The organism is Cobetia sp. PDI-12MA (assembly GCF_059507695.1).
The window spans coordinates 2,075,575-2,089,934 of the sequence record NZ_CM183351.1 but is presented as its reverse complement, the minus strand read 5'-3'; the positions used below and the strand labels follow the sequence as shown (position 1 = coordinate 2,089,934).

Below are 14,360 nucleotides of genomic sequence, written 5' to 3'. Positions count from 1 at the left end.
CATGTGCGTGCTGCCAGCCGTGGCAGCGGTGATTCACGAGGGGCAGGGTAGGCAGTGTTCACCTATAAGAGAAATGTTGGTGTTTGATATGTTTGATGCTCTACCGGTATAGATCTGTGATCTATCCTGGAGGCGCTCAATACTTACTGTGTTCAAGCGTGGCTGTGCTCAAACACGGCTGCGCTCAAGCCTGGCCCTGAAGGCGCTGGTCTGGCCGCGCGACACTGTCGCGTTCCACCAACCTCGGGGCCAGTTGGGTCTGGCCCGGGAAGGGGGTGCCCTCCAGGCGCGCGATCAGCTGATCGACGGCCGTGGTGCCCAGCGCATAGATCGGCTGGCGGATGGTGGTCAGGGCGGGTGAGAGGTAGGCACTGATCTCGATATCGTCGTAGCCGATGATCGAGAGCTGCGTGGGTACCTCAAGGCCCAGGTCCCGAGCGGCGCGCAGACAGCCCAGTGCCAGCAGATCATTGAAGGCAAAGATGGCATCGGGCCTGTCGGCCGGATCGGCCAGCAGCAGATGGGCTGCGCGATGACCGTCGGCCAGCATCAGCTGGGTCTCGATCTGCCAGTCCTCGGCAAGCCCCAGGCCGGCGGCGCGCAGAGCGTCCAGTGCTCCGCTCAGTCGCTCGCGGGAACGGGCATGATCGCGAGGCCCGGTCAGCAGGGCGATGCGTTCGATCCCCTGCGTCAGCAGGTGTTCGATGGCGAGCCTGCCCCCCAGGCGTGAATCATCATTGACCACCGTCATGTCCCAGCCAGGCTGGGGCTCGGCGTCCATCATCACCGTGGGCAGTGGCAGGGCGCTGAGCGCCTCGAGAAAGCCGGCACCGTTCTCGGCGGTCATCACCACCAGTCCATCGATGCGTCGGTCCCGCAGTGTCTCGAGATAGCTGAGCTGCTTGGCGTCGATATCGTCGCTGTTGCACAGAATCAAGCTGTAGCCTGCCTGGTAGCAGCGGTCCTCGACGCCGCGGATCACCTCGGCGAAGAAGGGATTGTGCGCATTGGTGACGATCATCCCGAGGGTGTGGCTACGGTTGGATTTCAGCGCGCGGGCGACGCTGTCCGGTCGATAGCCGAGTGCGGCGATTGATTCGCGTACTCGGGCCTCGGTCGCACTGGCCACCGGGCGGGTGGCATTCACGACATGCGACACCGTGGTCACGGAAACTCCGGCGTGTGCCGCCACATCCTTGAGTCGAATCACATCTCTGTCCCTGGTGGTGAAAGTCGAGCGGGCGTCACTGGCCCTGCGAGGCAAGCAATACACGCCATTGAAGGAAAGACGGAAAAACGCCGGCCAGTGGCCGGCGTCCTATCTTGCGATGAAGAGGGTGCGAGCCGTGCGGTCGCTTATTCGGTGATCAGCTTGAGTGGCACGGAAATGGTCTTCTCGACGTCTTCATCCTTGAGCAGCTTGTCGGCGGTATCGACGCCGAGGCTACCGATCAGTGCCGGTTGCTGGGCGACGGTGGCGTCCATCTTGCCGGCCTGCACGGCCTTGATGCCTTCGTCGGTACCATCGAAGCCGACCAGCAGAATGTCCTTGCCGGCGGCCTGCAGGGCACGCTGTGCGCCGAGCGCCATCTCATCGTTCTGGGCAAAGACGGCATTCACGCCCGGGTGCGCCTGCAGCAGGTTCTCCATCACGTTCAGCCCCTGGGTGCGGTTGAAGTTGGCCGGCTGAGTGGCCACCAGGCTTAGGCCTGACTGGCCGTCGATGGCCTTCATGAAGCCTTCACCGCGATCGCGCGTGGCCGAGGCGCCGGCGACACCTTCCAGCTGCACGATCTCACCCTTGCCTGCGAGCTTTTCGGCGATGAAATTGCCCGCCAGTTCACCACCGGCGACGTTGTCGGAGGCGACGTGCGCCGCGACCCGACCGCCGTTGGCGCTGCGATCCAGTGTCACCACCGGCACATCACGGCCATTGGCGGTGCGCACGCTGGAGACCACGGCATCGGAGTCGGTCGGGTTGATCAGCAGCAGATCGACACCGCGGGACAGAGCATCCTCGACGTTGGACAGCTCACGCGCGGCGTCATCACCGGAATCCAGCACGATCAGCTCGTGGCCCAATTCCTCGGCCTTGTCCTTGGCGCCCTGCTGGAGGCTGACGAAGAACGGGTTGTTCAGCGTCGAGACCACCAGCGCGATCTTGTCGGCCATGGCGGATTGCACCGGCATCAAGCTCAGGCCTGCGGCAGTGATGGCGGTGGTCAGCGTGGAGGTGAGCAGTTTTCCGTTCTTCTTCATGGCGATGGTCCTTTCATTGTTGTCGGTGACCCGCTGGAGGGCCCCCGTGGTTGGCGCACGGGGGCGAGGGTCTTCGATGCTGCAGGGAATGAAATCGTGTCGTGTCTTACGAACTTGCGCTTCTATTTCTGCGCACGGCTGTCGATCAGTACCGCAAGCAGTATGACAGCGCCCTTGGCGATCATCTGGTAGTAGCTGGAGACGCCCATGATGTTCAGCGCATTGTTCAGCACGCCGATCACCAGTGCCCCGATCAAGGTGCCGAAGATGCGCCCGCGGCCACCCATCAGGCTGGTGCCGCCGATGACGACTGCCGCGATGGCGTCCAGCTCGTAACCGGTGCCGGCATTCGGCTGTGCCGAACCCAGGCGAGCGGCGAGTATGGCACCGGCCAGTGCCGCGAAGGCACCCGCGATGGCATAGACGCTGATCTTGATGCGATTGACGTTGATGCCGGACAGGCGCGCGACCTTCTCACCACCCCCGACCGCATAGACGTGGCGTCCGAAGCGGGTGTGATGCAGCACGCCCCAGCACAGCACGTAGACGAAGAACATCATGTAGATCGGAATCGGCACGCCGAGCCAGTAACCGCCGCCCAGATTCCAGAAACTGTCCGCGGCTTCGCTGACGCCGATGGAGACCGGACGGCCATCGGTGTAGACGAGCGTGGCACCGCGCAGCACCGTCATCGCCACCAGCGTGACGATGAAGGCCTGGATGCGACCGAAGGCGACGAACAGGCCGGAAATGGCGCCCAGGCCGGCACCGGCGATGATGGTGCCCGGCACGCTCAGCCAGGGGGAGAGGCCGGCGGCGGTCATCGAGGCCGCGAAGGCGCCGGTCAGCGCCAGTACCGCGCCAACGGACAGATCGATGCCCGCAGTGAGAATGACGAAGGTCACGCCCATGGCGATGATGGCATTGATGCTGGTCTGACGGAGCACGTTGAGCAGGTTGTCGGAAGACAGGAAGTTGTCGGACAGGCCGGCACTCACGGCGATCAACAGGGCCAGCGCGATCAGCGCCTTGTTGTCGACCAGCAGACGCATGACGTCGAGGCGGCGGCCGCTGGCGGCAGAGGAAGAAGGAGTAGACATCAGTTCGGCATCTCGTGGCGGGAAGCGGAGGAATCGGGGGTAGAAGACGGGCGGGTGGCGCCGCGTGATGCAGCGCTGGACGTTGACGTGCCGTTCGCGGCGTCGTTGCCACTGCTGAGGGGGCTCTCAAGGCCGGAGGCCGCGGTCATGATCGCTTCCTGGGTCGCGTTCTCTCGGCTGAACTCGCCGGAGATGCGCCCGTCGGCGACCACCAGAATGCGATCGGCCAGGCCGAGCAGTTCGGGCATCTCCGAGGAGATCAGCAGTACGCACTTGCCCTGGCGCTTGAGCTCGTTGATCAGCAGGTAGATCTCGCGCTTGGCGCCGACATCCACGCCACGGGTCGGTTCATCGAGAATCACCAGCTCCGGCGCCGGCATCAATGCCTTGGCCAGCGACACCTTCTGCTGGTTGCCGCCGGACAGTGTATCGACCGGCTGGTCGGTATTGCTGACCTTGATCTGCATGCTCTTGACGAAGCTTTCGACGGCGGCGGCTTCCTCGCCATGGCGAATACGCCCGAACGCGCCACAGAAGCTGGGCAGGGCGCTCAACGACATGTTGCTGGCCACCGAGTGAGGGAGAATCAGGCCCGCCTGCTTGCGGTCTTCCGGCACATACACCAGACCCGCGGCCAATGCCTCGGCCGGCGAGGCGAAGCGCACCGGCTGGCCATGCAGCTTCACGCTGCCGGCGCTGATACGGGTATCGCCACACAGGGCGCGGGCCAGTTCGGTACGCCCGGCGCCCATCAGGCCGCCAAAGCCGAGCACTTCCCCACGACGGGCCGAGAAGCTGATGCCCTTGACGCCCGGCGCCTCGAGATCCTCGACCTCGAGCATCGCTTCGCCATCAGGGGTGGCGGGCGTATAAGGGTAGCGCTCGGCCAGCTCGCGGCCGACCATCAGGCGAATCAGGCCATCCTCATCCAGTTCCGCCGTCGGGCCCTGGTGGATCATCTGGCCATCGCGCAGCACGGCGACTTCATCGCACATGCTGAAGATCTCGTTCAGGCGGTGGGTGATCAGGACCAGCGAGCGGCCCTCGGCGCGCAGTTCGGCCACGACCTCGGCGAGAATCTCGGTCTCGATGTCGGTCAGCGCATCGGTGGGCTCGTCCATGATGATGATCTCGGCGTCCAGCGACAGCGCACGCGCGATCTCGACCATCTGCTGCTGACCGATGCTCAGCTCGCTGACGGCGGTGCGGGAATCCAGCGATTGACGCAGGCGGTCGAGCAGCTGGCGGGCATCGCGATGCAGACGCTTCCAGTCGACGGTGCCCAGCGTGGTGCGTGGCTCACGGCCGAGGAAGATGTTCTCGCCGGCGGACAGGCCCGGCACCAGATTGAGTTCCTGGTGGATGATGGCGATGCGGCTGTCCATCGCCTGACGTGGAGTGGTGAAGACCACTTCCTCGTCACGCAGCCACAGCGTGCCGGCGTCATAGCGATAGACGCCGGAGAGAATCTTCATCAGAGTCGACTTGCCCGCGCCATTCTCACCGGCCAGCGCATGCACGCGCCCCGCGCGTAGGGTCAGATCGACACCCTTGAGCACGCTGACCCCTGAGAAGCCCTTGTCGATGCCCTTGAGCGCCATCAGCACTCTCGGTTGTGCATGGCTCTGCATCAGAAGGGCACCCCACAGTGCAGGATCACGTTGGCGTACGGCGTGCACTCGCCCGTGCGCACGATGACGCTCGCCTCGGGTAGCGCCGCCTTGAAGGCTTCATGACTGAGTTGCTGGCGAGCGATCGGCGTGAGTGACAGACGATCCAGTGTATCCAGACGTTCGACGATGGCGTCATGGAAGGAGGGGCTCTTGACCGGCAGCTCCTCGGCCAGGGTCGTGGCCTCGATGCACAGCTCGGCCAGCAGGGCGTCCAGTACCGGCAGCATGGCGGGCAGGCCGGGAACCACCGCGAGGTCGACACAGGGCACGCCCTCGGGAATCGGCAGGCCTGCGTCGGCGATCACCACGGTGTGGGTATGGCCGAGACGGGCGAGGTGGCCACTGAGAGGTCCGTTCAAGATGCCGTGTCGTTTCACGTCGCAGTCCTTGGGTAAAGCAGGAATGAGTCGATCCAGTATCTGAATCCGCTGGTTCACAATGGCGCCAATTATGAACCGCAAACGTTTGCGGTGCGGTAAGCGATACGTCGTAGGCGCTGTAGGGTGACTACCTTTCTGTAGTCTGAGGTCTAGTGCGGGGTGCGCTCGGAAGGTGAGCTTAAAAGAGAAGGCGATCCAAAAAGAGGGGAATCGAAAGAAGCGGGTGACCATGAAAAGACGGCGCTCACACAAGAGAACATCTGAACAAGAAAGCCCTCAAGTTCACCAGGCCCGTGCCGATAGCCCCAACACTCAGACAGACAAATACGCCCGGTATGCGTGCTTTTTCGCCTGATGGCGGCTCAGCGGGCATGTGAAAATACCTTCACCCTATCGAGAGGTGCATATGGCGACGATTTCATCGCTGGGGATTGGCTCTGGGCTCGACCTCAACAGTCTGCTGACGGATCTGGAGACGGCAGAGCGTCAGAAGCTCACGCCGATCGAGAACCAGCAGGCAAGTTACGAAGCCGAGTTGTCGGCCTGGGGCACGATTCAAAGTCGCCTGGAATCCCTGGATACCGCTGCCGCGGCGCTGGCCGATGCCGAGACCTATGCCGGCATGACGACCACCGCCAGTGGCTCGGGCGTCAGTGCCACGGCAACTTCGGAAGTGAGTGCGGGCAGTTATTCGGTGGCTGTCACCCAGCTGGCACAGGCGCAGAGTCTGGCGACGGCGGGGCAGGCGAGCCGCGATGAGGCCATCGGTGATGGCACCGCGACCACGCTGACGCTGTCATTGGGCACGCTGGCCACTGACGGCAGCTATGCGGCGGATGCCGAGCGCAGCGCCAGCATCGTCATCGACGAGAGCAACAACACCCTGGAAGGCATTCGTGATGCCATCAATGAGGCGGGCCTCGGGGTCACGGCCTCGATCGTCAATGATGGCTCCGACACGCCGTATCGCCTGGTGATGACCTCGGATGAGACGGGCAACGAGGCGGTGATGAGCCTCGCGACCAGCGGCGAGGTGGCAGAGCTCGAGAGCCTGCTCAGCCATGACCCGGCGAGCTATGACGCGACAAGCAGTGACCCGGCCGCCAGCGGGATGGAGCAAGTCGTCGCGGCGCGCAATGCCGAATTCAGCGTCAACGGCATCAGCATGCAAGCCACCTCCAATGTCATCGATGATGCCGTGGATGGTTTGACCCTGACGCTGAGCGAGACCAATACGACTGCGAGCGTGGTCACCGTCAAGGAGAACGCCGAGTCGGTGAGCAAGGCGATGGAGACCTTCGTCAATGCCTACAACGATCTTCAGGACACCATCGACAATTACACCGCCTTCAATGCCGATGAAGGGACCGCGGGGGAACTGCTGGGGGACTCGACGCTGCGCACCATCGAGAGCCGCCTGACCTCGGCGCTGAATTTCACCAGTGAGGGCGATGTCTATGCGCTCTCCTCGCTGGGAGTGAGCCGTACCAACGATGGCAAGCTCGAATTCGACAGCGCCGTGATCGAGGCCGCCGACAGTGAGCAGCTGGCGGCGATGTCGGGATTCTTCATCTCCGATGATAAGGCGGGTACCAGTGGTTTCGCCAGCCAGATGTCCAGTCTGCTGGAAGAGGTGGTCGGGGAAGATGGCACGCTGGAAAGCACTAAGGAAGGCATCGAAGGGTCGCTGGAGAGTCTCGCCAGCCAGTATGAGCAGACCGAAGACACCATCGAGGCCACCATCGAGCGCTATCGTGAGCAGTTCACGGAACTCGACATTCTGGTGGCCAACCTGACATCCACCAGTGATTACCTGACCAGTCAGCTGGAAACGCTGGAAAACAGCTGGGACATGACGGGCTGATCGGCGGCTGATGCCCTGAGACATTGGTCTTTGGCCACTGGGCCCAGGCCCGGACCATCCGCCATGCGCCTGCGAGATTCGATGAGTCCGGCCATGCCCGCAGTCGAGGCCACGTGCCGCCGACGGCTCCACATCTGACAGAGATACTGACAAACGTCATGAACAAGGGAACCCAATCACCATGAGTCGCTATCGTGGCGCCAATGCCTATGCCCGTGTCGGCGTGGAATCCGGTGTGCTTTCCGCCAGCCCGCACCAGTTGATCGTGATGTTGTTCGAAGGAGCAGACCGCGCGCTGGCGGCGGCGCGTCTGCAGATGGAGGCCGGCGACGTGGCCGCCAAGGGGCAGTCGCTGGCCAAGGCGACCAGCATCGTCACCGAAGGCCTGCGTGCCTGCCTGGATCATGAGCAGGGCAACGAGGTCGCGACCAATCTCGATCGCATGTATGACTACATCGCGCGCCTGATCATGCAGGCCAATCTGGGCAACGACCTAGAAAAGCTCGACGAGGCACGTCGCCTGCTCAACGAGCTGGGAGACGCCTGGCGTCAGATTGCCGTACACGACAAGGGAATGGGCTGACCATGGACAGCAATGCAATGCTCGCCGATGACACCTTCCAGCAATGCGATGAGCTGTTGGAGCAGATGAATGCCATGCTGCGCTCAGCGCGCCTGGGTGACTGGCCCGCGGTACTCGGCGGGCAGGCCAGCTATATCGAGAAGATGCAGCAGCTGCGCATGCCGCGAGGTGGCAACGCCGAGACGCGCAGGGCGCTGGAACAACGCCTGCGCACGCTGACTACGCTGGAGTCAGAGCTGACCGTCCAGCTCAAGGCGCGTCAGAGCCAGTTGCAGGAAGTGCTCGGGGACGTGAGTACGCGCCGCAAGCTGGCCCGCAGCTATGGCCAGGGCAGCTGAAGCCAGCACAGAAAAGCCCGAGGAAGCTGCGATCAGGGCCGGGTCGCCGAGGCTGCGCGCATAGCTCCCAGACGTCCCACTTGGGCAATGAGGACTGCACGACATGAGCGGCATCAATCCCTTGATCGATAGTCTGCTCCATCAGGTGTTGGGCAGGGCGGCACAACGCCCGCCGCCGGCGGACGCCGGTGTCGTCTTCCCGACCTCCGCTCTCCAGTCGCGTCAAGGGCTGGGGGCGGAAGATGGCAAGGGCAGCAGGGGTCAGGATGGCACCCAACAGCTTTTCCAGACAGGCACAGGAGCAGGCGCAAGGCCTGCGTCTTCGTCATCGAATGCCAGCGCAGCATTGCTGTCAGCCTCGCAAGCTTCCACTTCTCCAATCGGCGTCCCCGCGTCATCTTCCTCTTCTCTTGCATCGTCTGGTGCTTCCGTCGAACTGACGACGCAGACTCAGATGATATCGCGTTTGCTCGACGCCCTGTCGCAGCTGGTAGCCAGCGGCTCAGCCTCTGCGCGGGTCGGGTTGGCGCTGCCGGAAGGGCAGACGCTAGCTTCTCTACTTGCCAGCGGCCATCCCTTGCCCGGCTTTCTGGCCCCCATTGCGCTGCCCAACGCATCGCTTCTGAGCCTGTCGGCGGCCTTGAGCCAGCAGATGCACCAGAGCGGGCTCTTCTACGAGGCGGACCTGCTCGCCTGGGTCGACAATCGCCTGGGTTTGGCTGACCTCGCCGGGCACCCTCAGCTTGCCAATGCCAGGTTGGAGGCTCTGTTGGCCTGGCGGCAATGGCCGGTGCTTGCGGAGGCGCGCTTCACCCCCTGGGAAGAGACGCGCGAGGACGCCTTTGTCTGGCGCATGCGAGACATGCGAGAAGAGCTGCGCCGTGAGGCGCGCGCAGGCATGGCACGGCCGCGCAGTGACATGCTGTTGCCGCCAGGTAGTGTGGACGTGGCCCGACAGGGCGTCAGCGCCCATGAAGCCAGTGCGCTGGGTGCCTATCGCGACAACATGCAATTGGGCGTCGCTCAACCTGCCGCCTCTGAAGTGTCTCGTTCGGATGCGATCGCCAGCGGGCTGGTGCAGCAACAGCTGTTGTTGATTCTGGGTCAGCCCTTCAATTGGCAGGGCTTGTTGATGCCCGGCCTGCATGTCTTCTTCAGTCTCTATTTCCCGGGGCCGCCTTATCGGCATCGCTCGCGGGATGAGGAGGAGCGACGTACAGCGCCATTGGCCGTGACGCCCATGTCTGCGCATGACGCCACACCCGACAGCCGCCGCAGTGATCACGGCGAGGCTCAACAGTGGAAGATGTTGCTGACATTGGTTGCAGGCGGCAGCGATGACGAGGAGAGCAGCGATCGCAAGCCACAGGTGACTTCCGAGCAGGAAAACCTTGCCGCGAAGGACAATGCAGAACAGGGCGAAGGGCAGGCGCCAGCGTCCGGTAGTGCGGAAAGTGAGGGTGGTGAGGAGAGCAAGAGCAGTGAGAGCGGTGATACTGCCGCGCGGGCAACGCTCGCACTGAACCTGACCTGGTATCAGCTCGCTGCGCCTGTGGCATTGGTGGTCGAGATCGAGCGACTGACGCAACCTTCCAGCAACGTTGGCGATCATGAAGCCGCCTTGCGCGAGATGCAGCATGTGCTCGCGCAAGGTCTGGCCGGGATGGCGCCCAGGGTGCACGTGCGTCCCATCGATTCAGTGCGTGATCATGACTCGCCCGCGCCTTCTGATGACACTCCTGTCGATGCCCCCCGGGCCACAGCAGAGCAAGCGATGGATTTCATGCATACCCAGGGTGAGAGGCTGGGGCAGCGCATCCAGCAGCGGGCCAGGGCGCTGGGTCTGAGCGTGCATGAAATGCCCGAGCTGGTCGAAATGCTGGCCACCGGCCTGCCGGCACGCAAGGAATTGCCTACAGCCTTGATGCAGGTCGTCGTCAAGATCGCCGAGCTATGGGCAGAGAGGCATCGCTCACGGAAGACGCCTTCCGAGTGAAATCCTCGAATGTCCTGCCCTGCAGGATGATGTTCATCCTTGTACGATTCTTGCTCATTGAGCCTTGGCGAATGTTTTTTTGGCATGCCCCAGCATGATGACTATGGGGGTATGAAATGACATTTCAGGCGTCACGCCTTAGTCCATGATATCGAGAAATATAATTTATTTATAAAATTTAAATAAATCGTCACTCAGGCGCACTGCTTGCGTGGAGGCAGTATTGTAACTCCGCCGAGAGTCAACATGGAGATGCGGCTCGATCCTGCATGTTGTTTGTGTCATGACCCTCATATCCTGTGTTTTTATTCTGTTCAAGCGGCGAGAGAAGCCCATTTCGGTGAGTCGCTGGTGGGGTCTCTCATTGCGTTGAAATAGCAGTTGGCCCGTCTTGGTCAAGTGCTGCCATTTCATTATCTCTCGCTTTTACGCAGGGATAGCTTGCTGCCTGTTGCCGGCCCGTTCGGGGCCATTGCTCGATATTGTACAAGGTATGCCCTCGGTGTCGGGTAAGAGGCAGGGCTGCCTTTCACGAAAATGCCACACACTGTGCGCACTATCCGCTTGCTATTGCTTTGTATGACAAATCTGGTGCATCGTGATTATGCAAGTCGTCTTGAAGACAAGATTGAGAGCTTTTCTGACACACCTTGCTGCCATTTCGGCGGCTTGATGCAGTTTTTGTGCATATAGCGTAGCGGTATGTAAAAAAATGTTGATGAAGAGTCTGGTCCATTACGTGATTAAGTATTAGAATCGCCATCTTAATGTGGGTGGCTCATCTGGTCATGAAGTCACTGCCCCGCATGGCGCCACTGGTCCGGCGCCGTGAGTATTGCGTTTCATCACATCAAAGCCATAAGGAATGACGGTCGAGCGCCAGGGTTGGCGGTAGCTCGGGACGATCAGACCACTCAGGGAATCATGATGTCCTCACTGCTCAATGATATACAGAGTGTCAATCTGTCGTATCTTCTGCTTGTGCAGCGCTTGTTGGTCGAAGATACGGAAATGGCGCTGGTACGCCTGGGTCTCGATCAAGAGATGGCGGATCTTTTGTCTGGCATGAGTGTCAGTCAGCTGGTGTCGTTATCGTCCTGCAATCAACTGTTGTGCGAGCTGGCATTGGATGATGCCTCACAACTCAAGGGAGTCTTGCAGGGCGGGCGCGACCAGGATTTCAGTGCGATGCACACTGCCATGTTGCTGAACGCGCGCCAGAACGACGCTGGACTCCGGCAGGGGGGAGTCAGCGGATGAGCCAGAAAAGTCTCGTCGATGAACTGCAGCAGCTGCAGTTGGCAGTAGAGTTGATCGAACTGGGTGCCCGCCTGCAGGTGCTCGAGACGGAAACGGAGATCAGCCGCGCGCGTCTGGTCAAGCTGTACAAGGAAGTTCGGGGCGTCTCGCCGCCCAAGGGCATGCTGCCGTTTTCCACCGACTGGTTCATGACCTGGCAGCCCAATCTGCATGCATCGCTGTTCCACGGTTTCTATCGTCGACTAAAGGCGCAGGGCGCGTCGCGCATGAATGCCTTCGTCAAGGCCTATCGCTTCTATCTGGAGCATGTCGGCGAAGATGAGCCGGTGCTGGCGCTGACGCGCGCCTGGACACTGGTGCGCTTTTTCGAAAGTGATCTGCTGGAAGTGGCCAGCTGCAAGACCTGCAGCGGCCATTTCGTGGTGCACGCCCATACGCCATCACATGATTACGTGTGTGGCATCTGTCAGCCGCCATCGCGTGCCGGCAAGACGGCAGCCCGCCGCAAGGCCCGTGAAGAACTGGCATTGGAGCAGTCGGCAGCCGTCGCCAGTCTCGGCTGATAGCTGTCTCGTGTCAGTGAAGGCGCTGAGATTGCGCCAGGCGAACGTGCAAAGACCAGAAGGCTTGCCCATCCCGGGCAAGCCTTCTTGCGTTGTGCACCATTGATCGCTCGCCTGTCTCGATGCCGACTGTTTCGACCATGACTGTTTCAACAACGGCCCTTGCTACAGCGGCGGCCTCAACGAATATTCCGCCGTGATCCTAAAGACATGCTCAGTGACGCCGATAGTCAGATTCAAGCGACGTTGACCGAATGCCAAGGGGGTTATTGTGTTGTTGTTCATAGGCTATCTAGTGGTCATCGGGTCCACCCTGGGCGGGTATCTGATGGTGGGCGGGCACCTGGCGGTGCTGTTGCAGCCAGCGGAATTGCTCATCATCTGTGGCTCTGCCGTCGGCGCCTTTCTGGCCGGCAATAACGGCAAGGCCATCAAGGCCACCGGCAAGGCATTCTCGAAGTTGAAGCGCACGCGTGGCTACAACAAGTCCCTGTACATGGAAGTCATCGGACTGCTGTATCTGCTGCTGTCGCGTGCCCGTCAGCAGGGCATGCTGGCGATCGAGCAGGACATCGACAACCCGCAGGAAAGCGCCTTGTTCGCCGAGTATCCTCGCCTGCTCTCCGACCCCATTCTGATGAATTTCATCACCGACTACCTGCGCCTGATGGTCAGCGGCAACATGGACCCCTTCGAGCTCGAGTCGCTGATGGAGCACGAGATCGAGACCTTCAAGCACGAGACCGAGATTCCGGTGCATTCCCTCTCGGCGGTGGCCGATGGTCTGCCGGCCTTCGGGATCGTCGCCGCCGTGATGGGGGTGGTGCATGCGCTGGCCTCGGCAGACCAGGGCGCCGCCCAGCTGGGCGTGTTGATCGCCAATGCCATGGTCGGCACCTTCCTCGGCATCCTGCTGGCCTATGGCTTCGTCACGCCGGTCGCCAACAAGATCCAGCACGAGGTGCATGAAGCCGTGAAGATGATGCAGTGCATCCGCGTCATCCTGATCGGCTCGCTCAATGGCTACGCTCCGCAGGTCGCGGTGGAATTCGGCCGCAAGGCGTTGTTCACCGCCGAGCGTCCCAGCTTCAACGAGCTGGAAGAGCATGTGCGCGAGATCAAGAACAAGGGTGCGGGCTGATATGGCGTTGCTGTCTCTCGCAAGTGCGTCTCTCGCAAGTGCGTCACTCGCAAGCGCGTCCGTCACCTGCGTGTCAGTGGCACAGGTGTCGCTGGCTGTCATGGTCGAGGCAGTGGGTGTCTCTGGACTGAAGCTCGGAGGTCTCGATGAGTGAAGAGCGCAGACCCATCGTCATCAAGCGGCCGCGTATCGTCAAAGGGCATCACGGCGGTGGCTGGAAGATCGCCTACGCCGACTTCATGACCGCGATGATGGCCTTCTTCCTGGTGATGTGGGTGATCTCGAATGCCTCGGATGACGACCTGCGGGAAATCTCCGACTACTTCGGTGCACCGCTGGAAGTCTCGCTGCTGGGGGGTGATCGCAATTCGGCCTCCAGCAGTGCCATTCCCGGTGGCGGCTTCATGGCCGAGCAGACCCAGGGCGAGAAGGGCGCTGATCTGCAACGCCTGCAGCGCCAGGCGCTGGCCGATGATTCCCGCATGGCCGCCATTCGCGACGAGATCGGCGCCACCATGACGCAGCGCATGGCCGATGATGCGGACCTGGCCGAACTGCGCGAGCAGCTGCAGATCGAGCTGACCTCCGAAGGCCTGCGCATCCAGATCACCGATAGCGACCAGCACCCGATGTTCGCGTTGGGCAGCAAGCAACCCTCGCCACAACTGTCGCAGCTGCTTGGCTTGCTGGCGCCGATTCTCAAGCGACTGCCCAATCATCTGAGCATCACCGGGCATACCGACAATCGTCCCTTCGTCGGTGAAGGCGGCTACGGCAACTGGGAGCTCTCCACCGATCGCGCCAATGCCGCCCGCCGTGTGCTCGGCAACAGTGGTCTGCCCTATGAGCGCATCGTGCGCGTGGTCGGCATGGGCTCGCGCATCAGCCTCGACAGCCAGAACCCCGAGGCCGCCATCAATCGTCGCATCAGCCTGATGGTACTCAGCCAGTCGGCCTATCGCGATATCACCGACAGCAACGGCGTCAATCCCCGGCCCGCCGAGGACATCAACAGCCTGCGCGAGCGTCTCGAGCAGCTGGCAAGCCCGGTACGCGTGACGAATCACGTCGCTGGCAGTCCTGTCACCGACAGCCCCGTCGCCTCCGGGCTGGACAGCTGAGTGCGCTCAAGGCGCCTCATGTCAGAACTTAAGTGGCGCCGCTTCCCGTGTGATAGCGCAATGACAGCCAGCGAGAACATGC

13 protein-coding genes are annotated in these 14,360 nt (G+C 61.9%); 8 read left to right on the top strand and 5 right to left on the bottom strand.

What is annotated here, in order from left to right:
- Positions 1 to 184: 184 nt before the first annotated feature.
- The 5 genes from AC5WNI_RS08985 to rbsD all read right to left on the bottom strand — a co-directional run bounded on the left by AC5WNI_RS08985 (position 185) and on the right by rbsD (position 5,643).
- A complete protein-coding gene (locus AC5WNI_RS08985) occupies positions 185 to 1,210 on the bottom strand; it encodes a LacI family DNA-binding transcriptional regulator (RefSeq protein ID WP_495928350.1) in 1,026 nt (341 codons plus the stop codon).
- Positions 1,211 to 1,356: 146 nt separating this feature from the next.
- Positions 1,357 to 2,259: a ribose ABC transporter substrate-binding protein RbsB gene (rbsB, locus tag AC5WNI_RS08980; RefSeq protein ID WP_175088817.1), complete on the bottom strand. Its 903-nt coding sequence runs from the start codon at positions 2,257 to 2,259 to the stop codon at positions 1,357 to 1,359.
- A 122-nt stretch (positions 2,260 to 2,381) separates the two neighbouring features.
- A complete protein-coding gene (gene rbsC, locus AC5WNI_RS08975; protein ID WP_107334720.1) occupies positions 2,382 to 3,359 on the bottom strand; it encodes a ribose ABC transporter permease in 978 nt (325 codons plus the stop codon).
- On the bottom strand, positions 3,359 to 4,990 hold the full coding sequence (locus tag AC5WNI_RS08970; protein ID WP_153635846.1) for a sugar ABC transporter ATP-binding protein: 1,632 nt from the start codon (positions 4,988 to 4,990) through the stop codon (positions 3,359 to 3,361). The genes rbsC and AC5WNI_RS08970 overlap by 1 nt, the downstream gene beginning before the upstream one ends.
- Positions 4,990 to 5,643 (bottom strand): D-ribose pyranase, encoded by a 654-nt coding sequence (gene rbsD / locus AC5WNI_RS08965; RefSeq protein WP_217485810.1) that lies wholly within the window; start codon positions 5,641 to 5,643, stop codon positions 4,990 to 4,992. The genes AC5WNI_RS08970 and rbsD overlap by 1 nt, the downstream gene beginning before the upstream one ends.
- Positions 5,644 to 5,818: 175 nt before the next feature.
- Between rbsD and fliD the strand changes: the two genes are divergently transcribed.
- The 8 genes from fliD (at position 5,819) to motB (ending at position 14,278) form a co-directional block, all read left to right on the top strand.
- On the top strand, positions 5,819 to 7,276 hold the full coding sequence (fliD, locus tag AC5WNI_RS08960) for a flagellar filament capping protein FliD (RefSeq protein ID WP_495928349.1): 1,458 nt from the start codon (positions 5,819 to 5,821) through the stop codon (positions 7,274 to 7,276).
- A 181-nt stretch (positions 7,277 to 7,457) separates the two neighbouring features.
- Positions 7,458 to 7,859 (top strand): flagellar export chaperone FliS, encoded by a 402-nt coding sequence (gene fliS / locus AC5WNI_RS08955; RefSeq protein ID WP_153635843.1) that lies wholly within the window; start codon positions 7,458 to 7,460, stop codon positions 7,857 to 7,859.
- A gap of 2 nt (positions 7,860 to 7,861) precedes the next feature.
- Entirely contained in the window at positions 7,862 to 8,197 is a 336-nt protein-coding gene (locus AC5WNI_RS08950) for a flagellar protein FliT (protein WP_153635842.1), read from the top strand.
- Between the two features lie 454 nt (positions 8,198 to 8,651).
- The gene (locus AC5WNI_RS08945) at positions 8,652 to 10,193 is read left to right on the top strand and encodes a hypothetical protein (protein WP_495928348.1); all 1,542 of its coding nucleotides are present in this window, start codon (positions 8,652 to 8,654) and stop codon (positions 10,191 to 10,193) included.
- A 927-nt stretch (positions 10,194 to 11,120) separates the two neighbouring features.
- The gene (gene flhD / locus AC5WNI_RS08940) at positions 11,121 to 11,453 is read left to right on the top strand and encodes a flagellar transcriptional regulator FlhD (protein ID WP_166018115.1); all 333 of its coding nucleotides are present in this window, start codon (positions 11,121 to 11,123) and stop codon (positions 11,451 to 11,453) included.
- A complete protein-coding gene (flhC, locus tag AC5WNI_RS08935; RefSeq protein ID WP_495928347.1) occupies positions 11,450 to 12,016 on the top strand; it encodes a flagellar transcriptional regulator FlhC in 567 nt (188 codons plus the stop codon). The genes flhD and flhC overlap by 4 nt, the downstream gene beginning before the upstream one ends.
- A gap of 271 nt (positions 12,017 to 12,287) precedes the next feature.
- Entirely contained in the window at positions 12,288 to 13,157 is an 870-nt protein-coding gene (motA, locus tag AC5WNI_RS08930; protein WP_284726029.1) for a flagellar motor stator protein MotA, read from the top strand.
- 146 nt (positions 13,158 to 13,303) lie between these two features.
- Positions 13,304 to 14,278 carry a flagellar motor protein MotB gene (gene motB / locus AC5WNI_RS08925; RefSeq protein WP_284726030.1) on the top strand — a complete coding sequence of 325 codons (975 nt, stop codon included), beginning with the start codon at positions 13,304 to 13,306 and terminating at the stop codon, positions 14,276 to 14,278.
- The last annotated feature ends 82 nt before the right edge of the window (positions 14,279 to 14,360 follow it).